The 23,062-nt window shown below is 35.9% G+C and carries 12 protein-coding genes, 1 rRNA gene and 1 pseudogene; 8 read left to right on the top strand and 6 right to left on the bottom strand.

The window, feature by feature from the left end:
* Positions 1-88: 88 nt before the first annotated feature.
* The 7 genes from parA to ACFIM8_RS06745 all read left to right on the top strand — a co-directional run bounded on the left by parA (position 89) and on the right by ACFIM8_RS06745 (position 7,049).
* The gene (gene parA, locus ACFIM8_RS06775) at positions 89-718 is read left to right on the top strand and encodes a ParA family partition ATPase (protein ID WP_375607266.1); all 630 of its coding nucleotides are present in this window, start codon (positions 89-91) and stop codon (positions 716-718) included.
* The gene (locus ACFIM8_RS06770; protein ID WP_375607267.1) at positions 715-945 is read left to right on the top strand and encodes a hypothetical protein; all 231 of its coding nucleotides are present in this window, start codon (positions 715-717) and stop codon (positions 943-945) included. The genes parA and ACFIM8_RS06770 overlap by 4 nt, the downstream gene beginning before the upstream one ends.
* A gap of 1,097 nt (positions 946-2,042) precedes the next feature.
* Positions 2,043-2,309 (top strand): EexN family lipoprotein, encoded by a 267-nt coding sequence (locus ACFIM8_RS06765; protein ID WP_375607268.1) that lies wholly within the window; start codon positions 2,043-2,045, stop codon positions 2,307-2,309.
* A gap of 3 nt (positions 2,310-2,312) precedes the next feature.
* Positions 2,313-2,525 (top strand): EexN family lipoprotein, encoded by a 213-nt coding sequence (locus ACFIM8_RS06760; protein WP_375614688.1) that lies wholly within the window; start codon positions 2,313-2,315, stop codon positions 2,523-2,525.
* A gap of 45 nt (positions 2,526-2,570) precedes the next feature.
* The gene (locus tag ACFIM8_RS06755) at positions 2,571-2,789 is read left to right on the top strand and encodes an EexN family lipoprotein (protein WP_375614687.1); all 219 of its coding nucleotides are present in this window, start codon (positions 2,571-2,573) and stop codon (positions 2,787-2,789) included.
* A gap of 940 nt (positions 2,790-3,729) precedes the next feature.
* Positions 3,730-3,963, top strand: a complete 234-nt coding sequence (locus ACFIM8_RS06750) for a hypothetical protein (protein WP_375607271.1) — start codon at positions 3,730-3,732, stop codon at positions 3,961-3,963.
* Between the two features lie 2,681 nt (positions 3,964-6,644).
* Positions 6,645-7,049, top strand: coding sequence for a flagellar protein FlgN (locus ACFIM8_RS06745; RefSeq protein ID WP_375607272.1), 405 nt, complete (start codon positions 6,645-6,647; stop codon positions 7,047-7,049).
* A gap of 407 nt (positions 7,050-7,456) precedes the next feature.
* On the opposite strand, the gene rrf is transcribed toward ACFIM8_RS06745, so the two are convergent.
* The 5 genes from rrf to ACFIM8_RS06720 form a co-directional block, all read right to left on the bottom strand.
* A 5S ribosomal RNA gene (rrf, locus tag ACFIM8_RS06740) occupies positions 7,457-7,571 on the bottom strand.
* Positions 7,572-8,917: 1,346 nt separating this feature from the next.
* Positions 8,918-12,361, bottom strand: a complete 3,444-nt coding sequence (locus ACFIM8_RS06735; protein ID WP_375614686.1) for an autotransporter outer membrane beta-barrel domain-containing protein — start codon at positions 12,359-12,361, stop codon at positions 8,918-8,920.
* Positions 12,362-12,496: 135 nt separating this feature from the next.
* Complete coding sequence (locus ACFIM8_RS06730) at positions 12,497-14,287, bottom strand: autotransporter outer membrane beta-barrel domain-containing protein (RefSeq protein ID WP_375614685.1); 1,791 nt, start codon at positions 14,285-14,287, stop codon at positions 12,497-12,499.
* A gap of 141 nt (positions 14,288-14,428) precedes the next feature.
* Positions 14,429-16,777, bottom strand: coding sequence for an autotransporter outer membrane beta-barrel domain-containing protein (locus ACFIM8_RS06725; RefSeq protein ID WP_375614684.1), 2,349 nt, complete (start codon positions 16,775-16,777; stop codon positions 14,429-14,431).
* A gap of 495 nt (positions 16,778-17,272) precedes the next feature.
* Positions 17,273-19,795, bottom strand: coding sequence for an autotransporter outer membrane beta-barrel domain-containing protein (locus ACFIM8_RS06720; protein WP_375607276.1), 2,523 nt, complete (start codon positions 19,793-19,795; stop codon positions 17,273-17,275).
* A 2,359-nt stretch (positions 19,796-22,154) separates the two neighbouring features.
* On the opposite strand from ACFIM8_RS06720, the pseudogene ACFIM8_RS06715 reads away from it, so the two are divergent.
* Positions 22,155-22,757, top strand: a pseudogene (locus ACFIM8_RS06715) (integrase arm-type DNA-binding domain-containing protein); the annotation flags it as partial.
* A gap of 110 nt (positions 22,758-22,867) precedes the next feature.
* Here the strand turns inward: ACFIM8_RS06715 and ACFIM8_RS06710 are convergent.
* The coding region (locus ACFIM8_RS06710) for an autotransporter outer membrane beta-barrel domain-containing protein (protein ID WP_375607277.1) at positions 22,868-23,062 on the bottom strand (195 nt) is incomplete at its 5' end.

The following is a 23,062-nucleotide window of genomic DNA, read 5'->3' as shown; positions in this document are numbered from 1 at the left end:
AAGTAGTTGTTTTTCATGTGTTGAATGCTTGCTTCTTTTGTTATTTTCAGTATTATCGTAAAAACGATAATACTGAAAGGCGTAATGGATGATCATTGGACTTTTGAATCAAAAGGGAGGTGTCGGAAAAACGACGTTGAGTGTTAATCTTGCCGCCAGTTTTGCACGTACTGGTGCACGTGTATTGCTTATTGATGTTGATCCACAGGGAAGCGCATTGGATTGGGCTGCTGCACGTGAAGATGCACCTTTGTTTTCGGTTATTGGTTTACCGCGTGCAACGGTTCACAAAGAGATTACACAGATTGGGCATGGTTATGATCATATTATTATCGATGGCCCTCCGCGTGTAACTGATCTTGCTCGTAGTGCTCTTATGGCTTCGGATTTGGTGCTTATCCCTGTTTTGCCTAGTCCCTATGATATTTGGGCAGCGGATGGAATTGTAAAGCTGATTGATGAAGCACGTGTTTATAAAGAAAATCTTAAATCTGCTTTTGTCATTAATCGTAAAATCGTCAATACAGCGATAGGGCGTGATGTGAACGAAGCTCTTGGCATATACCACGTGCATGTTCTTTCTTCTAGCGTTGCGCAGCGCGTGATTTTTGCAGAAGCAGCAGCACAGGGGAAGGCGGTTTATGAAGTTGATGAGCAAGGACCAGCAGCAGCAGAGATTGAAGCGGTTGCAGCGGAAATCAAGGAGTTAGCGCGATGAATAAAAAAATTAAAATCGGCACAAAACCAACGAATAAATCAATTCCTTTAACAGCGGATGCATGGGTAGGAAGCCACAAAGGGAGCATGAATGGAGGGATGAAGCGCCTTACGATTGATATACCAGAAAGTTTGCATCGGTTGATTAAGGTCAGTTGTGCAAGTCGTGGAACTAAAATAGCTGATGAGGTCCGCGAATTGCTTTCACAAAAATACGGAAAAGTGTAAAAAATGATACGATAATTTCGTTGGTTTGAGTGCTTTTTCTAGAGATGATAACGATTGTTTTTATACGAAGTTAATAATAAAAGCGCTCTTCCTTTTTCATGATGGTTGCTTCATTTAAGTTGTTTTTCATAAGGTTCTGTATCATCTTATGAAAGAGCTATGTGTTTGCGAAAAATTCTCCATTTCAAACTTTTCCCTATAAATGTGATAATCATCATACTACTTGTTATCTTATATCTCTAGATGAATAGATAAGTTTATTCTTCCATAAAAATTATCTTGATAATGATTTTAAACATCAGGTTATTTTTGTTTATTTTACTTAATACATGGGTAAATAATGTAATAATGTAATTAAGAGTAGCGTTGATTATTTTTTTCTGTTATGCAGCAATCCATTTTATTAAATTATATTCATGTTTATAAAGGGGGGGAATAAAAATAAGTAAAATTTACTGATATTGACGCGCTATAATTTTTCCTAATAAACAAAAGAAGTCATTGAGTATACTATAGACAATATTTCTTACATTTATATGATTTTATAGTCTTAAATAGTTAATGCCATTCGTAATGATATACAAGGCAATAGGCTTTTTTCTTCAATTGGAAATGTATAAGATTGCTTTTTTAGCATTTCTATTGGCTTTTAAAAAGTGCAGGGGGGGACTTAAAGCTTTCTTTTCCGGTGGTTTAGAAATGATAAGAGCGCAATTAGTTGATTAAAAGGTGTATTCTTTCGTTTGCAGGGAATTTGCAATGGGTATAGGCATAACGAATTTTGGGTAAGATATTCGTACTGTTTCTCGTTACCAAGAGGTTCTTGAAGGAAAAGAAATGATTAAAAAGCTTTTTGAGAATGTCAAGATATCAGAATTTTTGCTGAAGTTTTAACACTTCAAATACAAAGAGCAGCCGTGCAGATAATGTTACAAATGCAAGTCTGATAAATGAAAGCAGTTTTCATGATTTAATATGTTTGCGTTGGAAGTGTACGTATTTGCAAAGGAAAGTTAGACGCAAGGTCACAATATAGGAGGGGATGTGAACCCAAAGATATTGTTAATAAAATATAAAACAAAGAGAGGGGTTAAATCATGAACAAGATCATTATAACAGCGCTACTGCTTTGCGTGGGATTTGTCGTTGCTGGTTGTGAAAAAACTTATAGTGTAGCAGAGTTTAAGAAAGATCCCAAATTACTCAATCAGTGGTTAGAGAAATGTTTTATTGCAGGAAGTTTTGATTCAAAAAATTGTAAAAACGCAGAACAAGCTGAATTAGAAACTCGTAAAAAATGGGGAATTTTCGGCTCTGGAAAGGACGACCAAGAAAAAACTGAAGATAAAAAAGAAGGGAATTAAATCATGAATAAAGTCATTATTACAGCATTGCTCCTTTGTACTGGACTTGCTGTTACTGGTTGTGAAAAAACTTATAGTGTAAAAGAATTTAAAACAAATGAAAAATTATACGAGGAATGGGCAAAGAAATGTGAGAAGGATGATTCACCGCTCAAATCCTCTCAAAATTGTAAAAACCTTCGACAAGCATATATAGAACTTTTTTTAAGGCCCTAAATTGTGTCCTAAACTTTGTAAATTTGAAAAAAGGGGAATTTATTTATGAATAAAGTTATTATTACAGCATTGCTGGTTTGTACTGGACTTGTCGTTGCTGGTTGTGAAAAAAACTACAGCGTAGCGGAATTTAAGAAAGATAAAACATTACTCGAAGAGTGGGCAAAAAAATGTGAAAAGCTGGATCAATCTTCTATGGAGAAATCTAAAAATTGCCAACATGCCAGACAAGCATATATGGAACTTATGTTTGGCATTAATTAAAAACATACAGTTCAATAAATAAATAATTGTTTAGTTCTTGATTCTATTGCGTTTTTAGGCTATCTCTAACTTTTAGAGAGTCTTTTTATGGCTTCAAGAATTAGTCTTTTACGCTTAGTACTCTTTGTATAAACGGATGCTATACTGTCATTGTTAAGCCCAAAAGTGCTTTCAATTGTAGATAGTATTGCCTCCCAATGAGTTGTTACGTGTTACTGCTAATTTTTTAATGTTTTGGTTACATGTATTTAAAATATGAGATTAAATTTATCTTTGGGGTGTTTTTTTGCGTTTATCACAAATAAATGTTTCATAACACTAAGATCGTCTTTAAGCGTTGCGGCTAATTTCGGAAAAATTCGGAGGAAACATTTGTTTGGAAATTACTTTTCTCTGTTTTAATAAAGAGAAAAACATTCTGAATGGAATTATTATCGTTTCATACTCAAATGTTTTTCTCAAACTATTTTAAAAAAATTGCTTTTGATTTGAGAATATTATAACATTAGTTAAGTTGTGAGGCTGTTTTGCTAGGACGGTTTTGCCGGATGTGTGAGGAATTGAGCGCTCTCCACATCTTTTCATTTTTCTCCTCTCTTTTCTGAGTTTGCAAGGTCTTTCCTTATTATTTTTTTATCTTAATTGTGTCGTTATATTATCATGTTGAGCAGTGGAGCTCATATAAAACTTTACGTATGAGGTGTTTTTTGTTCTTGAGTGTGTGATAAATGTTTTTATAAATAACACTTTGATTTATAAAAATAACTTAATTATTATTATGTTAAATAAGGATCTCGAATAACGTAAGCTTCTCTTATTCCAAATCTGTTCTCGGTTGAATTAATTAAAACCATCTTCTTGCATGGTACAAGCATGGAGAGCCGTGTAGATAAAAACTGTTGGAGAAAGAAGTAAAAATGCCTCTTATAAACGATCTCAAGTGCTAAAGGTTGTTGCAACATTTGGGGCTGGAAAAGTGTTTGATGCTGCTGGTTTATTTTCTCATAAGGGTAAAGATGGTGTTCAATGGATTTATCATAAGCTTCATGAAATATTATCCTTTAGGATTGTGATATGCCCTGAAGGGGGAAGAAAAAGGAACTTACTCAATAAGGAGACAAATTATTTACAGATCGGATCTGGTAGAAAATTTCGTTTTTTAAGCTGGGAATGAAGTTGAGATTCAAGATAGCGTGAAAAGACGGACAATGATGGTTAAAAATGCATACAAAAAGCAGAGTTTACCCTCAAATAGTTGCAAGCGATGTTTGAAGTTGGGTGTGTGGTTTATCTGTAGAATTAAAATTTTGCTTTGCTCTTATGTGAAATTAAGATGCTTATTTGCACAGATTATAAAAAGCCAAGAGAGTATTAGTATATTTCTATTACGAGAATTAAAATAACAACAAAAGCATTGATGGTGATAATCAAGGTTGAATAAAGCATAGCGGCTTTTACGAGATCAGCCATAAAAACCTCTTTCTGTTCTTTTTGAGGTGATTTTATGAATAACAATATGTTACAATCTGTAATATATTCTGATACAACATATTCGGCAAGCTTAAAATCGTTCCTTTTTTTATAAAAGCTTAAGGAGTTGGAGTATTGTGAATACTAAAAAAGAAAGTTTTAAAAGGACTATTGATTGATTTTGTAAGTTTTGTGTTTCTGGAAACTTTTTTATCCTGTTATGCTATAAAGCACTGTCATTTATAACGGTAATATAAGACATATAAGTTTTCTTGGAACGTTTAAGTATTTTTTAGTGTACGATGAATATTCGTAGGTTTATTTGTTGAGCCTTTCGTTTAAGTGAATCAGATGAGGGGAAAGTCAAGAGAAGAGCGTTTGACAAAAATTCGGACTGCGTACAGAGCCGATTGAGTTAAGATCTTGGTTCTTTAAGGTGAGCGGCGGAAGACAAAAATGTTTTCTGATCGTTTATCTCATAGCAAGATTGGTTAATGCTGCTCTAATGGGGCATATTTTGCACAAAAGTAAAGAACGCTCCAAACGAAATATACTTATGTTGTATATTCGTATATTTGTATTGCATATTTATGTACTTGTTTTAAAGAAACATCTCTCAACGCACACGACAGACATTTTACGATGACACTCGTAAATGGTATAACGGTAAATGTGAATAGTATAACAGTAAAGCTCTCGTGAAATAATATAAAATTTGAATAATATAAAAATTTATAGAATGCTATCATCTTTATACTTATAAAAGAGCAAGTCGCAATTATCGTATGCTTGCTTCCAATGTTTATTATAGTTCTGGGCATTTGCTAAGGTTCATAAGAGGCATTTTTCTTTCAGCGTATTTTATCAACACATCAAGGCGTTGTTTGTGATGTGCAAGCAAGTGATTTTAATTTATTCAACATGGAATAGATTTGAAATGTGATGATTATGAAAAAGAAGAGCCGCATTTAAAAGGTTAAACGAGAGAAAGATCGTAACAAAAATTGTACCTTGATTATAAAATGATTGTTTCTCTGTTTTTATACCAGTAGCGCATGTAAAGTCGCGATATTAAGAGAAAAATGTGTTATGGAATGAAATAATCTATAGGAAGATGCTGTGAAAATTCTGAAAATATCAATGGGGGGAGCGTTAAGCATTATGCATTGGATAATATTTTGATTTATAATGATAATCCATCGTTATTCAACTTGAATTAGATCCCTGAATACTGGAATTTTTTTCATTCCAAATCTGTTTCGTGGTGAATTAACCAAAACCATGTCTTTTGCAGTTACAAGCAGGGAGCGCCCATGCGCAGAGAAATTATACAAGAAAGGCCACGCTTTATGAACCGTCTTAAATGCCAAGGGTATCAGAACATAAGGGGTTAGAAAAATATGTGATGGTGCTGGCTTGCTTCTTTTATTAAGCGTAAAGATGGAAAGTGCTCAATGGATTTTATACATGTCATGGAAGATTTATCATTGTACCATTCATGCATTCATGGGCCGCGGTGCTAAATAGGCTTGGGTGCACTTAAGAGATATTTCTTTAAAACAAGCGCGTGAATATGCGATTGAAGACGTATCGAACTGATTGGCTAAGAAACTCTTGAAAAGGTTCAAAAAATCTTATATAGTCGTTCATTGCAAAGAAAAGCGAATGATAATTTAAAAAAGGAAGATTGATGGCTGTTTAGCTATTTTAAGGTGTCTTTTTTTATATTGCTGTATGGCTGATCTGTTCAAAAGAGCATTCTTTTTGTGTTTTATGCAAAATACTGCATGTGTGCAGAAAGAGTATGGGAGAGGGGGTGTCCTTTTGAATGGGTGCAAACTGATCTTGTCGGGCGCCATCTTATGGGGTGCCAGAAGGTGTACAAGTTTAAGTGCAGAGAGAGCCATGAGGTTATGGAGGGTAAAGTGCTTCTATCAGTAAAATGCTGAAATTTTTGATGGGCTTAAGTCTTTATATGCTGCAAGATAGACTGCGGTTTTTTGTCGGCAGATATTTTTGTGGCTGAAGTTCTCGTGAAAGCATTGTTATTTTCTATTGAAGATGAGCTCGTGATAAAATCGGCAAAGATAAAATCGGCAAGGCGAAATAGACAGAGCAAATATGGAAGTTTCGATATTGCTGTAAGGTTTGAGTTTATAGCGTTTTGATGGATTAGTATAGCCACAATGATGGTTTTGGAGCAAAGAAAAAATATTTGAGAGAACGCGTTAAAAGTTGAAGTGGTATACACTTTGAAGGATTGTCGTGCTGTTGTAGCAATGTTCGATTACGAGCTTGGTTGAGTGTATCAGCATTGAAGAGAACCTGTTTAATCTCCCTCATTTGAAAGTAAGATTGAACAATAGTGTTGAAGGGGAAGTAAAAATGTCTGTAGTGCAATATGGTGATGATAGTTTTGCGGCAAAAGCAAAAGTTCTTGATAACAACCTTATTGATCGTGATTGGGCGATGACAAAATTTGTTGCTGCTGTTAAAGGATTAGCTCAAGTTGTTGATTATGAAAGCAATATGCTAGAGAGCAGTGGTGTTCCAGATTACGAAGAAATAAATTTGCGTAAAATACGTGGTTTGCGTGATCTTAATAAATCCATGAGTGATGTGAAGCGCTACATGAATCAAGATATTGAGCATGAGGTTGAAAGTTTGTTGTCTGATTTACAAGAAAAATTACAGCGTAATAGTGAATTACTTCAAACACATTTAAATGCAGTTAATGATCTTTCTAAAGCTATACAACTATCTGGACGTGCAAAAGAAATAGAGGAATAAATTCAAATCTGATTAATACGGGCTGTTCTAACTAATGACAATGATTAGGTGGGGCAGTTGATTTGGATAAATAGTGCGTTTAGTGAGTAGACTTGTTTTAAGCGCATTTTGGTATTTAAATTATTATCCTGATGTACTGTAAAACGCTGTTCTTAAAACAGTATTTTTAAAGGTATCGTGATGTGAACCGCATGCGGTGAGAAGCTGGCCGGAAGAGAACTCAGAGAAGGCGGATTATTTACAGAGCATTGTTTGCAGACTGAGTTAATAGGGAGCTTCATTTTTTAGTTTAGGGGGAGAGGCGATCAAGAGAATATTTAGACCAGCCTGTGATGCCTTAAAAACAGCTTCCTTGAGGCTGTGGTAATGTAAGGTTTATACATTGGTCTTCTGCATGCATTTAGCAGATCTGGCGGCGACTTACTCTCCCTTGCCTTAAGGTAAAATATTATCAGCGCTGGAGCGTTTCACGGCCGAGTTCGTGATGGGATCGGGTGCGTTCACTCTGCTATAACCACCAAGTCAGCAAAAAGCATGAATGATGAAGAGTATGTGATGAATATTGCCTAAGCTTCATGAAGTATTGTCCTTTGAAGTGTGGTGATATGAAGCGGTTAGTTGCTTAAATCTATATGTTTGAGACAAAAATTAAAGCGGTTTAATATTCTCTTCTGCTGTTTTTAGTTTTTGTATACCAGATTGGAGAGAGCATCCAGATTTGAGTGAATATAGTGCGATACCTTTGTTGGCGTAATATTTGAAATGGGGAGGTGATCTTATTGGGAAAGAATAAAGAGGGTAGAAATCAGCTTCCCTTTGTACCACTGTCCTTTAATTTAGCTTATGTCTTTCAAAAGTATCTAAAGCACTATCTGTTAAATAATGAAGATTACACATTGTTTCACGCTTTTTTTATTGTGTTTTTTACTGGGGGGATGGCTTTCATACTCAACAAAATACTCAAAATAGAATGGATTTGTTATTCCTAATTCACGGCCTTGTTTTAAAGAGATATCTAAGCTCTCAAGTCTATTTCGGATGGTGTTTGTGGGGCAGTGCAACGACATCTTTGATGCAACGGTGCTTGTGAATGGTATAATAAGAAAGTTCCCATGGAAATAATATAAAATCTATAGGGCGCGACCATCTTTATGCTTAATAAAAGAGCAAGTTGATATTGTTATATTTTTCAACACTGTCATATTTTTTGTTTGATCCCAATGTTGCTACAGCCCTTGGCACTTGAGATAGTTCATTAGAGGCATTTTTAATCTTTTCTTAATAGTTTTTTATCCCCATGGCTCTTCCCTCTTGTCACTTGTAAGAAATATGGTTTTTGTTGCTTCAACATGGAACAGGTCTAAAATGAAAGAATCTAACGATATTCTGGATTCTCATTTAACATGGAAAACAATTAATTGTCTTTATAAATCAATATCTTGTCTTATAATGGAGCTGCTGTAGCATTGAGATTTTAGAGGAAAAACATGCCTTTAAGAATTTATACCAGATACTAGTCTTTATAGCAGGTATATTAAATGCACATCATCTAAAATAAATGGAGCGTCTACAGCGAAGAAGGTGCTGACTTTTTTAAAATCCGCATGAATGCTTATTCTGTTGTGCTATAAAAACATTATCGCTTGAGGTGTGGTCATAATATAAGACATAAAAATTTTATGCGTGGGGTATTTTGATGAGAGATTGTTATGGTATTCAGTTTTTTATTCAATACGCAAAAGAAATATTATAAGTCAAAATCTTCTTTGATGTGATAATGATTTTTGAGAATTAAAAAATGTATAAACTTAAATAAAAAAGCAGCACTTTGTGCTGCCCTTTTATTTAAGTTAAAATTAACTTCTGCTTTAGAAACGATAACGTATCCCGCCAGAAAAATTGGTGCCAGATACACCGGCTTTTTGCAGTTTTTGCCGATAGCTGATATCGGCGTTTAGTACGATATTTTGAGAAAGATATGCATTCACCCCCATGCCTCCCTCAACTGAAGAGCCGGTAGGATCAACATGAAAGGTATCAGCAATTTTTATTGTTTTACCATCGCCAAAAGTTCTGATAACATTCATTTTACCATAGAAGGAAACAGCCTTGTTTTCTTCAACAGCCATTATCGTTTTTGTTAAACGTCCACCAAAACGGATCAACCATTGATGTGGATTGCCCATGTCTACTTTTAAGCCATTGGTATCTGAGAAAATATCAAATATGAGATTTTGATAAATGAATTGAGCTTGTGGTTCAAAGACCAGCCCTTTTGTATCGGTTGCTAATTTCTGACCAATGGTTGCAGATATATTAAGCATCTCGGTACCATCTAATTTTGCGGCATTCCCAACAAGAGCTGTGGTAATATTTCCTTTTAAGGTTCCGTAAGAAAGAAGAGCGTTGACATATATACCATTGCTATGCTGGATGCCGCTATAAGCGGTAAGTGACCATTTATCAAGCGTTGTCTTTTCAGAATCTTGCATCTCTTTTGGCGTAAAGGCAAGCTTTCCGTACGTTCCTAAAAGACCAAAATATGCGCTTATGTCTTTGCTTTCTAAGGCGGCTAATATGCCTCCTAATTGTAAGGCAGTATAGTTTATATCAGCACCATAACCATAGTGCAGTGGATCGCGGTTGGAAGATAGGGTGACCTTCTCGCCGTAGGAAGAGAAAAAGATACCATTCTTTTTATTGTCTTTTGCCCCAAATACTGTTGTGCGCATATTGTCTAACAACGTGTTTTGATTGTTTACATCAGTAAATCCAGCAGAAAATAAAGTATTAGATATGGTTAAATAGTTTGCTACCTGTGGTAAAAGGGCTCGAACTTTTTTGTCTTTATCAATGTAGGCATTCTGTAAGCGGAAATCCCAAAAATCATGATTATTTTTGCCAAAAAGATTTTGGCTCTCATGAGATGTTCCTGGTTTATAGCCTGTGAGTACATATTTATAAGGTTGTTCACCTATTGTCGTATAGTTTCCTGCTAACGTGAAGGAATTTTCATTTGCTTGTCCGGAAACTTGAATGATTGAAATCCCATGTGTCCCTAAAGGAAGTGACGCCATGCGTTCTTCCCAAATAGCAGAGCTATCGGTTTGGAGATTGATGTGAACAACAGTACTCCCTGAGACATCGCCATTAATCACAACGCGATCAGTTTGTTGTTCCGTGATAGGAGAATGTTTATCCCATTGAGTGTTTACATAAATCTCTGCAAGACCCGCTGTACTATAAACCGCTGCTGTGTGAGTTGTTTCGTCTTCTTGCGAAAGATTAGGTCCTATAAACAGAGTTTGATAATGTCCCTCCACTGGCTTGTCAAACATAATGACACTGTTTGTAAGGTGCAATTCAGAAAGATTAGAGTATGATTTTTCATCAACACCAAACTGTCTATAGTCATTTAAAATATTATCATTATTTGTGACATTTTTATTCGCCTTTAAAAGCCATTTCGTCCTCTCTTTTAGATCAAAAACTGTTCTATTATCTTCAGAAGTTCTTACCCGACCTTCTAAAGAAGAGTGGTCTGCAACTAATGTAATGGTGTTTGTGGAGGCACTTTCGTTCTTGATATTTTTTAATAAAATATCGGCATGAACTTCTGAATTTTTAAGGTTGACTTCTCCGTTTACGCCTGTTCCATAAAGGTTGATACCGCTACCATGTTCAACGAAAAGCTTTGTATTCTCTAGGGTTACTTTATCAGCAATATTGGCTACATCTTGTTCTTGAACGGCATTGGTGTTCTTTTTAGCATTGCGTGTATATCGTTTTCTAGGGGCATTATACGGATTGTTGCGGAAAATAATACCGTCTGCTTCATAATTTCCCGTGACATGTACGCTTGAATCCTTAAGTTTTATTGTGCCCTCTATGTTTACCAAAGCAGCTGTTTCTGCTGTTGCAGTAATGCCTGTAGCATCAATTTCTCCACCATCTGATACGCTTAGTGCAACAAAACGCGCATCAACTGTTCCCCCTATCATGTTGACTTTTGAATTATTTCCCTCTGCATGTACAGCAAAACTATTGTCTTGAATTTTTTTGTTATGTAACGTTATGGTCTTACCGTTTTTAGCTTCAACTCCAGTGCTTATATCCTCAATTTGTGTAGACTTTTCATATTGTTTTATCGGTGATATTGGTTTTTCAATCTCTGGTTTTTCATACATTTTTTGTGCAGATGAAGATTGCACTGGCGCTGGTTTTACAGATTTTGGTGGTACCTGCAATGCTGGTTTTCCAGTTTCTATTCTTAAAGATGTTTGCTGTATGCGTTCTGACTCTTTAGGCACTGGTGATTGTTCTGCTGTTGGTCTTGTAATGCCCGCCTCTGTAGATTCAGAGTTTCCAGATACCTTTTGGGCAGATGTGGGTTGTGTGGGCGTTGGTCGTACAGATTCTGGTGATCGTGATGATGTTGGCTGTGTGAGTTCTGGTTCTTTAGACGTTGGTGATAGCTTTGTTGCTGGTTTTGTAGATTCCGCTCTTGTAGATTCAGAGTTTGCAGGTGTTGGTTGTAAATTGGGTGCAGATTGTGTCGCTTCTGATTGTGAAGAGACAGCAGAATTTGGAGGCGTCTTTTCGCTGGAAGAATCTGTAGAAGAGGTGGTGGCTCCTGAACGCCTTCTCGATTTTGCTTCCATTCCTGTTGTTGAAGCTGTTCCTTTTGTTAAAACTATCTTTGTTGTTGCAGTTTCTTCTCTCGTTGGAGCTATTTCTGTCGATGGTGATTGTGTAATATCGCTTTGTGTGGCTGTAAGGCTAGACTGTAAACTTTCTGTCGTTTTAGTTTTTGATGTTTGTATACTTTCTCGAGCATGCCTATGCTTTTGTTTTGAGGAAGAAGTTGTATTTTCAATGGTTACATTTGGGAATGTCGTTTTTCCTTTAGAATTTTGAGAAGAAGCCTTGGACGTTTCTGTGTTTTTAGGGGGTGTTTCAGGTTGTGTAATTGTTCCAGGTTCAGAAGATTCTGTGGAGGTTTTAGGCTTTGTAGGGTGTTCAGATGATTGGGGGTGTGTTGAAGAATGTGTCGTTTCTCCATATGAAGAGCGTGTATATCTCCTTAATTTTTCTCCAAGTTGCATGTGAGGAACGACAGTGCTTGTAGGAGTAGACTTTGTAGGTTCATTTCCGGTAGGATGAGGGGGGATGATCGTTCTTTTGGAGTCAGATGTTGTCGGGGGAGAAGAGAGATCTATCGTTGGAGTCATAGCATGAATAGCATAAGACAAACTGTTGGAAGAATAAAACAGAACTCCGGAAACTGTGTATAGTAAGAAGCTTTTTTTCATATGGATGTATTCCTAAAATATTTCCCCCTCTCTCATAAAAAGTAAAACTTTGACCTCATTATGTCTCTTTTGTAAGAGACAAAACGAAACATAATAAGATCTCTTCATATTTCAAGATAAGGAATACAAGTATTTTTAAAAGTGATAGCGCATTCCAGCGGAAATATTTATTGCAGAGATGCCAGCTTTTTTGAATTTATGTTGATAGCTGAGATCACTATGAAGCTGAATATTTTGTGATAAGTGTGTGTGAATACCAAAACCACCTTCGATTAAAGATCCCATAGCTGCAAGCTGAAAATTTTTACTAAAAGTTTTGATCATGTTCAGTTTGCCGTAGAAAGAAACAGCATGTCCTTTGTTTTGCGTTAAACGTCCGCCAATACGGAGCAGCCATTGATAAGGATTACTTATGTCTATTTTAGAGTTATCGTCATCTGAGAAAGAGCTCCTATCTGATAAAGAACCAAGCATGAGACGTTGATAAACAAGTTGTGCTTGCGGTTCTAGGATTACACCTTCCAAACTGGTTGACAGTTTTTGACCAACAGTTGCAGCGGCTCCTAATGTTTTACTATTCTTCACTTTTGAGGTATGTTTGATGAGAGTTGTAGCGTGATTTTCTTTGAAAATTCCGTAAGAGAGAAAGGCACTTGCATAGATGCCACTGTCATGCTGAATATTTCCATATGCGGTGAGTGACCATTTATCAAACATATTTTTTTGAAAGCTCTCCTTGTTTTTAGGAGTAAAAGACAGTTTCCCATATGTTCCGAAAAGACCAAAGTTGCTGCTGATATTTTGATCTTTTAGCGCTATTAGTGTTGCTCCTGCTTGCAATGCAGCATAGCGAATATCTGCTTGGATACCATCTTGTTTTGCTTGAACCTTAGAAGAAAAGGTGCTTTTATTGCCATAAGAGGATAAGAAAACGCCTCTCTCTGGATGATCTTTGGGTTCAAACATTGTTATTTGCATATTGTCTAACAAGATATTTTGATTGTTGACATCACTAAACCCAACAGCAAACATCGCAATAGGCATGGTTAAAGAACTTTCTCCTTGTGGTGTAAGAGTTGTGCTTTTTTCTGTTCCATCAAGAGAAGTAGAAGCTGCGGTTGCTTTATCATCATCTGTAAGTTTAGAGGAGCTCTCTGTCGCAGCGGTAGCGGTATTCTCAACCTTTGGGAGCAATTTCATATGCGCTTTTTCTGATGTATTAAGAGTCGTTTTTGATTCCGAGGAAGTGGTGTTTGTTTGGGGATCAATATCAGATTGCGAATTTTCATTTATTTTAGGCTGTCTCATTCCATGATCTGTTCTTGTGAATGAATTGTCCTTGTGTTGGGCAGCAACGTGAGCGGGTGGTAATTTATCACTAGCGCGTTTTTGTCTTGTGCTGGAGTCAATAAGAGGTTGTTTATTCTCTTCAGATGCAGGAGGGGTTGGTTCTTCTTTTTTCTTCACGTTGGTTATTCCATCGTTGTTCAAAGTCTCTAATACTGCTTTGCGTAAAGTATTGGAAAGTTCCTTGTTTTGTCCTTGTAAAGCACTATCCAATTGTACTGCTTTATGTAATATTTCTGCTTTATTTTGCAGTTTAGACCAATTACGATTGTCTTGGCTCATCCATTCTTGGCGCGCAGCATTAACACGTCGTTGGTTATTGGCATCAAGTGCTTGATTGAAGTGCGAATTATCCTCCATCATGGCGCCAGAGGCTATCTTTTCAAGATTTTTTTCTGCTTGTGTTGGTGTGTTTATTAAATCAATGACATGGCGATATTGTTCAGGTAATTTCATAATCCCTTCAATGGCATGGCGTTCCTGGGGGCTTAGAGCAGAGGCGGTGCTGGTAGATGTGAAATTAAAAGAAGAAAAAAATAAAGCACAAGCGGCTGTACATAACAAAAGATTCTTATGCATAGAGATGTTCCTTAAGATATTTTCTTTATTTTGCTAAAAATGAACCACTTTTTGACACATTACGGTTTTTTGTAATGTAGTTAAGCAGCACTGTTTTCATCTCAGCGCTGCTTATGCGTCAAAATAGAGAGCTAAAATTGTTTAAAAGCGATAACGCATTCCTCCGGAAAAATTAATTCCAGAGAACCCAGCTTTTTGAAGTTTATGTTGGTAATTAACGTCAGCATGAAGTGCGATATTTTTAGAAAGTTGCGCGTTAATGCCAAGCCCACCTTCAAGAGAAGAGTCCATAGAATCAAGATGGAAAGAATCAACAATATCAATTGTATTTTTCTCACCAAAAGCTTTAATGACGTTCAATTTACCATAAAAAGAAAGAACACGATCTTTTTCAATAGGAAGTATTGTTTTTGTTAAACGACCTCCAATACGGACCAACCATTGATGAGGGGTCTTTATATTAACTTGGAAGCCATCAATATCTGAAAGAGTGCCAAAGGCAATATGTTGATAAATAAGTTGTACTTGTGGTTCAAAGGACACCCCTTCAACACCAGTTGCTAGTTTTTGTCCAACGGTAGCTGATATATTTAATGTATCCGTATTGTTTAATTCTGTGGTGTTGCCGATAAGGGCTGTTGTAATATGTCCGTTTAAAATGCCGTAAGAGAACAGTGCATTAATATAGAGACCATTGTCATGGTGGAGATTTCCATATGCCGTAAAGGACCATTTATCCAGTATGCTTTTGTCAGAACCTTCCATGTCCTTTGGCGTAAAAGCGAGCTTTCCATATGTGCCTAAAAGACCAAGATTCGCGGTTATATTTTGATTTTCTAACGTTGTTAATGTCATGCCTGCTTGTATAGCAGCATAGTGAACATTAGCACCATAACCATATTCCAATGGACTACGGCTGGAAGATAACGTCATCTTGTTGCCATAAGTCGATAAAAATATCCCTTTTTGTTTATGACCTTCTAATCCAAAAACTGTTGAATGCATATTATCTAACAGTGTATTTTGATTGTTTATATCAGCCAAGCCAGAGGAGAATACTGCATTATGCATAACCAAATAGCTTGCCATTTGAGGAACAAGAGCTTTGATTTTTCCTTCATCATCAAGAGTCGCATTTTGTAGACGGAAATCCCAAAACTCTTCACTTTCTTGCAAAAGACTTTGCTGTTTGTCAGCTCTCCCACGGCTGGATGTTGGTCCATAGCCATTTAATACATATTTATAGGGTAATCCATCCATTGTAGTGTAGCCATTTACCAGCGTGAAGGCGGCTTCCTCTGCTTTTCCAGACACCTGAACAAGTGAGAGACCACGCGCATTCAAAGGAATGGAAACTTCATCATCATCGAATGGTTCTGCACGCTTTGAAAGATTGTTGAAATAGATCGTTGTGGTGCCTGAGACATTACCATGAACGAGAACACGGTCAGTTTTTTGTTGTTCTTTTATAAGACCATTACTCCATTCGGTATTAAAGTAAATCCTTGCGTTGCCCAATGCATTGTAAACCGTTGTTGTATCGAAGCTTCTGTTTTGCTCTGCTTTTGCAGCTTCAGCTATTGGCTGTTTTCCCACATGCAAGGTCTGATACTGATTGTCTGCTAGTTTATGCGGCGCATTAAATATAATAGAGCTATTATTAAGGTTCAATACTGAGACAATAGACTGTGCACGTTGTTTAATATCAGTGAGCAAGTATCCTTTAGAGCTGTCAAATTCTTTGTCTACTTCAAATTGACTAATCTTTAGGGACCACTTGCTGTTATTGTTGAGAGTAAAAATCGTTGTATTTTGAGGTAAAGTCTTTGCTCGTCCTTCTATAATCGAATTGTCAGCGCTTAATATAAAAGTGCGAGGATCGATATCTTTTGAGTTTTCTGGGATTTTATTTTTTAATAATATATCAGAACGAATTTCTGAACTTTTAAGTTCTACCTCAGCAACAGATTTTGCATAATCTGGTCCTAGAATACCAATACCATTTTCAATAAGAAGTTTTGTGTTGGTAAGAATTGCTTTATTGATAACTTTTTCGCCCTCTTTTACTTGGGAACTTGGGATGTAATCAAAAAGGATACCACGACTTTTGTGATGTCCGGAAACATTAATGATTGAATCTTCAATATGGATGATGCCGTTTGAAATTTCTAAACCACGGGAATTTGATTTTCCTACAGTTTTTTTAGCATGAATACGTCCACCTGTTGTTGCGGTAAATAAATTTGAGTCTGAACGCATTGTTGAATTTGTAATGGTGATAAAGGCTTTGTCATCAGCAACCACTGTTGTATATGCGCTGCGGATAAAAACGTTATTAAAGGTTTTTTCTTCTCCTGCTTTATCCGCACGAGCCATAACCATTGTAGGAGCTGATGTATTTGCATAAGTTGAACCGAAATGAGAAAAAATCAAAGTTCCAGCAATTGTACATAACAAAAAATTTTTCTTATAAATATATTTCTTACACATAGATATGCCTTTAGTATTTGGTATGCTTTGATGCTTACTTCATTCCCCTGATGGCGCAAGTACCCAGACAGTTTCTATATCATTATGTTTTTATTGTAAACAACAAAACGAAATATTGCGTCCTGTTCTTTATCGTTTAAAAAATGATCTTAGAAGAGTTTTTAAAATAGAAATTGCAGTGAGCAACTATGAATTGCAGAAAAGCTAGATTGATAAGTATTCCGTTTAAAAGTGTTAAGAAACAAAATATTTTGCAAGGATGTTTGTTGCTTAAGGCTGTTGTTATGAAAACTCTACAAAGTTTTTGGAGAAGCTATTGTTGTGCGCTTACAAAAAGCTTTTAATTGATTTTCTTACACAGAAAATTATTTATTACGTGTTTTAAAATACAAAAAAATTTATTAAAAACATTTGATTTTTATAAATCAAAAAGGCAGCTCATTTGTACTGCCTTTTATTAAAATGAATAGAATATAAATTATTTTTTGCTTTTTCTTAAAACTGATAGCGTATTCCGCCTGAAAAGCTTGCTCCAGATATACCTGTTTTTTGAAGCTTATATTGATAGTTAACATCAGCATGAAGTGCGATATTTTGTGATAATTGTGCATTTACACCAAGTCCACCTTCAAGGGCAGCTCCCATAGAATCAAGGTGGAATGATTCACCAATCTGTATCGTACCATTGTTAGAAAAAGCTTTAACAATATTCAATTTACCATAGAAAGAAAGAATATCGCCGTTTTCAATAGAAAGCTTCGTTTGCGTTAAGCGTCCACCAACACGCACTAAGTATTGATAAGGATTTCCCATATCCACATCAAAACCATCGACATCTGAGAGTGTGCCAAGCATGAGACGTTGATAAACAAGTTGTGCTTGTGGTTCAAAGACCAATCCGTTCCTACTGGTTTCGAATTTTTGTCCAATGGTTGCTGATGCACTGAATGTATCAGCATTTTTCAATTCTGCAGTCTTTCCTATGAGAGCTGTGGTGATATCTCCCTTGAGCATTCCATAGGAGAAGAGTGCATGGATGTATATCCCATTATTATGGTGCAGCCCACTATATGCAGCAATTGACCATTTATTGAGTGTACTCTTGTCAGCACCTTCCATGTCTTTAGGGGTGAAAGCTAATTTCCCATATGTCCCTAAAAGACCAAAATTGGTGGTCATGTTTTGATCTTCTAGAGCTGCTAATGTAATGCCTGCCTGTAAAGCTGCATAGTGAATATCGGCACCATAGCCATATTGTAATGGCGTACGGTGAGAGGATAATGTCATCTTATTTCCATAAGTCGAGAATAAGATTCCTTTGTTTTTATGATCTTTTGTCTCAAAGGTGTTTTCCTGCATCGAGTTGAGTAAAGTGTTTTGATTGTTTATATCAGCCAGTCCAGCTGAGAATAGTGCGTTAGGCATGGACAAATAGCTTGCCACTTGAGGAACGAGAGCTCTGATCTTTCCCTCATTATCGAGAGTCGCATTTTGCAAGCGAAAATCCCAGAAATTTTGATTTTTTTCCAAAATGTTTTGTGCGTTGTTTGCTTGTCCAAGGGATGATGAACCGGTATTTTGCGCTTCTTTCTCTTTTGGTGAAACGCCTTCAATCATTTTTCCTGATTCTGATATCGTATAGATTGTGTAGTCTTTGAGGGTATTTTCTTTTGATTCTTGTGATATTCCGCTAAAATGACTTTGTGTGCTATCGGCTGTCCCATGGCTGGATGTTGGACCATAGGCTTTGAGTATATATTTATAGGGCAATCCCTCCATTGTGGTGTAGCCGTGTGCAAGTTTGAAGGAATCTTCATTTGCATTTCCAGAAACTTGAATGACTGAAAGACCACGCATATTCGAGGAAACAGAATCTTCAGCTTTTAATATCTCACCTTTCGCAAGGTTCTTGATATGGACTGTTGTGCTGCCTGATACATCACCATGAATAAGGAGGCGGTCAGCTTTTTGCTGTTCTTTTACTAGACCATCACTCCATTCAATATTAAAATAAATTTTTGCATTGCCTGTGGCATTGTAAACTGTATTATAAGTGCTTTCTATATCGGGGATTGTACTTCCCTCAGGTCTACGAACCTCAGCTGTTCGCCCTACATACAAGGTATGATAATGATCTTTTTCCCGCCCTTGCGGTACCTTAAATATGATAGAACTATTATTAAGATTCAGTACTGAAACGGTAGAAAGGGTTCGTTGTTTAATATCACTGAGCTCATAGTTAAACGTATTAAAGTCAGTATCGACTTCCTCTTGAGAGGTCTTTAAGTACCATTTGCTCTTGTTATTCAGAGTCAAAACCGTTGTATTGACTTTTAAAGTTCTTGCTCGTCCCTCTATTGTTGAATTATCAGCGGTTAATGCTAAAGTTACAGGAAGAGTATCGTTATCATAATATTTACGTTTCGTTTTATTTCTCAATAATACGTCAGATCGAATTTCTGAGTCTTTAAGTTGAACTTCAGCAACGGCTTTTGAGCAGTAGGGACCAAGAATACCGGTACCGTTTTTCACAAGAAGTTTTGTATTGCTAAGAACAATCTTATTGACAACTTTTTCTCCACTTTTCAGTGAAGAATCTTTTGTTTCATAAAAAACGATACCACCGGCACCTCCTCGTTGGACGGTTATGGTTGAATCTTCGACGTCGATTATACCATTCTTTGTTTCTAAACCTTTATACACTGTATTGACTTCAATTTCTTTAGCATGAATGCGTCCACCTGCTGATACAGAAAGTGCAGACATTTCCGTGTGTATTGTTGATTTTACAATTGTGATAGCTGCTTTATCATGCGCTAATATTCCAGGTCCTTTATCGCGGACAAGAACATTATTTAAAGTCTTTTCTTCTCCCTTATTTAATTCAATCTTCCCAAAAATTCCAGGAGTTTCAGGAGCCGATGTATTTGCATAAGTTGAACCGAAATGAGAAAAAATCAAAGTTCCAGCAATTGTACATAACAAAAAATTTTTCTTATAAATATATTTCTTACACATAGATATGCCTTTAGTATTTGGTATGCTTTGATGCTTACTTCATTCCCCTGATGGCGCAAGTACCCAGACAGTTTCTATATCATTATGTTTTTATTGTAAATAACAAAACGAATTATATTGATGGTGTTCTCTATGATTTGAAGTTTTGCTTCAGAAAAACTTTTTTCATGATCATAAAAAGTTGAGAAAAGTGGATTTCATAAAACCTCGCTTGGTTAAGCTTATGCTAAAAGCACTATGAAGTATGATATTTAAAAATTGTCTATTAAAGATAATCGCTATAAAAGCTCTATAGTGTTGAGATGTATTATTTGATGCACTAACCAAAACGATCAGCAAATTTTTTCTGCTATAAGAAGAAGAGATGAGGGGGGCTATTCACAGGCTTTCTTTAAGGAGGCTAAGGGTAGCAAAGCCTATTTTTCTAAGGAAGCACAGCCCATTTCGCGACGGTGTTCATGAATGCTATAACGCTAAAGCCGTAGAGTTCCATCATATTTACGCTTACGAAGGAGCAAGCCGATACCTTTACGCTTAATAAAAGAGCAAGCCCGTCACACATTTTGCTAGCTCCCAATATTTGTGATAAGCCCTTGGCACTTGAGACAGTTCATTATAGGACTTCTCAGGCTTTTCTTATATAACTTTGCTTCACACGCCAGCTCTGCTTGTAATGTGCAAGTGAATGATTTTGATTAGTTCAACATGGAACAGGTTTTAAATGAGAGAGATTACGATATTCAAGATTTTAATTCAATATGAGTAATGATAAATTATCATTATAAATCAATATTTTGAATATTCAATTTAAAACATCTTTTATTGATATAAAAAGAACTTTATTGAGTGATTTCATTTTATAAATGAAAAAATTAGCTTTCTTGAGCATTTTGTATATGAAAGATAAAGCGCTTGTTGTTAGATTTTCTTTTCATGCATTAATTTTCTCAAAACTGTTTGTTTAGAAGAACCAGCAATGGAAGTGTAAATAAATCTTTATAGATAGCGACAACACATCGTAAAGAAAGAAATTATTTTATTGCTATAATAGATTGTAAATAAAAAAAATACAGTCCGTTTTTTTGTTAATAGTAAACGGATTAATATGCTTATTTTTTATAATTTTTATATTAAAATTGGTAGCGTATTCTATCAGAAAAACTTGTCTCGGCTACACGTCTTTTAAAGTTTTTTCTGATAGTTTACATCAATATAGAGAGTTAAATTGTGAGATAATTGTGTATTGTGCTAAACGCACCTTTAACGGCAGAATCTATCGGATTAAGGTAAAAATGAATACCAATCTGTTTAGTATCATCAATATCAAAGTTTTTTAAGGAAGTTCACTTTCTTATATAAGGATGGGGTATGGTCTTCTACGGTCCTAACAATAGTTTTTGTTAGATACCTACTTATCCGGACTAACTGGGGAGGCTGTCTGATTTAATTTTAAGATTATCAATATGTTAAAAGTCGTTAAAAATCAAATCATTAGCACACAAACTATGTTTGTGGTTCAAACGGTTAGTTCTCTGATTATTTTTTGCAAATTTTTGACAAATGATTGTTGAGGCAATTAACATTTTTACAGCATAACTTTAATAGTATTTTTATAGAAGTTTTAGAGATATTTGCTGTCCAGATATCATAAGGGAAGAGTGTAGCCATATGAAAACACTGTTATGCTCTTATATTATAAGCTATGATTGATTATTTATCCGGTATGTTTTTTTTCATTTTCTATATCCTTTGGAATAAATGAGAGTGGCTGTAGGTTTCCTATCTGTTTTAAATGTGCAGTGGTTAACTTTTCATTTTTCTAATATCATCTTTGCTTGGACAGCTCCATGGTGCATATTTGCACCATATCTATCTTCAAAGAAGAGCATAATTGAACGGTAAAGTTGTTGTACTTCCATAAGTGAAAAAGCAAGAAATCTTCTATTTTTTAAGATTTATTCTTAATGCTGTTATCTTTATATTATCTAGAAATACACTTTGCTTAGCTTTATGGGAAAATTCGATGATGAATAGCTGCGCAATCCATGTGAAGAGGAAGAAAAGCGTATTTAAGTAGAAAAGAAAACACTTCAGGAAAAAATGGATTTCATGTACGAAAAGGCAGCATACTTTGTGACATATTCTAGATAAAAATACCTTATCTTTTATCTTGATAAAAATGGTATAATATACTGATTTATAATGATAATTTAGCGTTACTTTCATTGAGTTAGAGTTCTGAATAACGTAAGATTCTCTCATTTTAAACCTGTTTGTCTTAAATCAAGAAAAACCATTCTCTTGCATACTACAAGCGGGGCTGGGCGTGTGGGTAAAAAATGTATAAGAAAGGACTAAAATGGCTCTTATGAATCGTCTCAAGAGCCAAGGGCTTTAGCAACACCCACGAGCTGGAAAATATAATGATGGTGCCGGATTGCTCTTTCACAAACGTAAAGATGGGGGTACTCAATGGATTTACCGTTATACCATTCATATACCATTCATGGGCGCTGTCGCTAAATGGACTTGGGTGCTTTGAGAGATGTCTCTTTAAAACAAGCTCGTGAATTGGCAAACCCAATAGCGTTCTGTTCTTCGTGATGGTCATGATCCCATTAAAAAACGTGAGAAACGAAAACGTGAGGCAATGCGTAATCTCCATTACTTAAAAAACATTGCCTTAGATGCTTTTGAAAGTCGTAAAGCTGAATTAAAAAATGATGGTAAAGATGGAAACAGGTTTTCACCTTTAAAACTCCATATTCTCCCCAAATTAGGCTGTCTGCCTATTTCAGAGATTACACAAATAGAAATACGCAATATCCTCGCTCCCATCTGTCATACAAAAGCTGGAGATGCTAATACAGCACTGATGCGTCTCAAGCTTTGTTTCAAACATGCTGCGGCGTTGGGTGTGGATGTTGATTTACAGGCAGTAGAAAAAGCAAGGGCTCTCTTAAGGAGGGATAGTGTAGTGTTATTAGGATTTATAAAGCGAAAAGGCAACACGATGTGCTGCCTTTTTTGTTAATGCATAGAAAAGAAATACGCTATTTTTACAGCCTTGTATTAAAACTGATAACGTATTCCTCCTGAAAAGCTTGCACCAGATATACCGGTTTTTCGAAGCTTTTGTTGATAGCTTACATCACCATGAAGAGAGAAATTGTGAGACAGTTGCGCATTGATGCCAACGCCGCCTTCAATTGCAGGTCCCATAGGATCAAGGTCAAAATCTCTGCCAATCCGGATGGTACCATCATC

The organism is Bartonella sp. AC535YNZD, from assembly GCF_042196625.1.
GTDB lineage: Bacteria > Pseudomonadota > Alphaproteobacteria > Rhizobiales > Rhizobiaceae > Bartonella.
The sequence above is the reverse complement of the archived record's forward strand: the minus strand, read 5'-3'. Positions and strand labels throughout refer to the sequence as shown.

What these genes read in the sequence shown, in the direction of transcription:
- ACFIM8_RS06760 (WP_375614688.1), top strand. Translation starts at nt 2,313, where the DNA reads ATGAATAAAGTCATTATTACAGCATTGCTCCTTTGTACTGGACTTGCT.
- ACFIM8_RS06725 (WP_375614684.1), bottom strand. Translation starts at nt 16,777, where the DNA reads ATGTGTAAGAAATATATTTATAAGAAAAATTTTTTGTTATGTACAATT.
- ACFIM8_RS06720 (WP_375607276.1), bottom strand. Translation starts at nt 19,795, where the DNA reads ATGTGTAAGAAATATATTTATAAGAAAAATTTTTTGTTATGTACAATT.
- ACFIM8_RS06735 (WP_375614686.1), bottom strand. Translation starts at nt 12,361, where the DNA reads ATGAAAAAAAGCTTCTTACTATACACAGTTTCCGGAGTTCTGTTTTAT.
- ACFIM8_RS06765 (WP_375607268.1), top strand. Translation starts at nt 2,043, where the DNA reads ATGAACAAGATCATTATAACAGCGCTACTGCTTTGCGTGGGATTTGTC.
- parA (WP_375607266.1), top strand. Translation starts at nt 89, where the DNA reads ATGATCATTGGACTTTTGAATCAAAAGGGAGGTGTCGGAAAAACGACG.
- ACFIM8_RS06745 (WP_375607272.1), top strand. Translation starts at nt 6,645, where the DNA reads ATGTCTGTAGTGCAATATGGTGATGATAGTTTTGCGGCAAAAGCAAAA.
- ACFIM8_RS06755 (WP_375614687.1), top strand. Translation starts at nt 2,571, where the DNA reads ATGAATAAAGTTATTATTACAGCATTGCTGGTTTGTACTGGACTTGTC.
- ACFIM8_RS06770 (WP_375607267.1), top strand. Translation starts at nt 715, where the DNA reads ATGAATAAAAAAATTAAAATCGGCACAAAACCAACGAATAAATCAATT.
- ACFIM8_RS06730 (WP_375614685.1), bottom strand. Translation starts at nt 14,287, where the DNA reads ATGCATAAGAATCTTTTGTTATGTACAGCCGCTTGTGCTTTATTTTTT.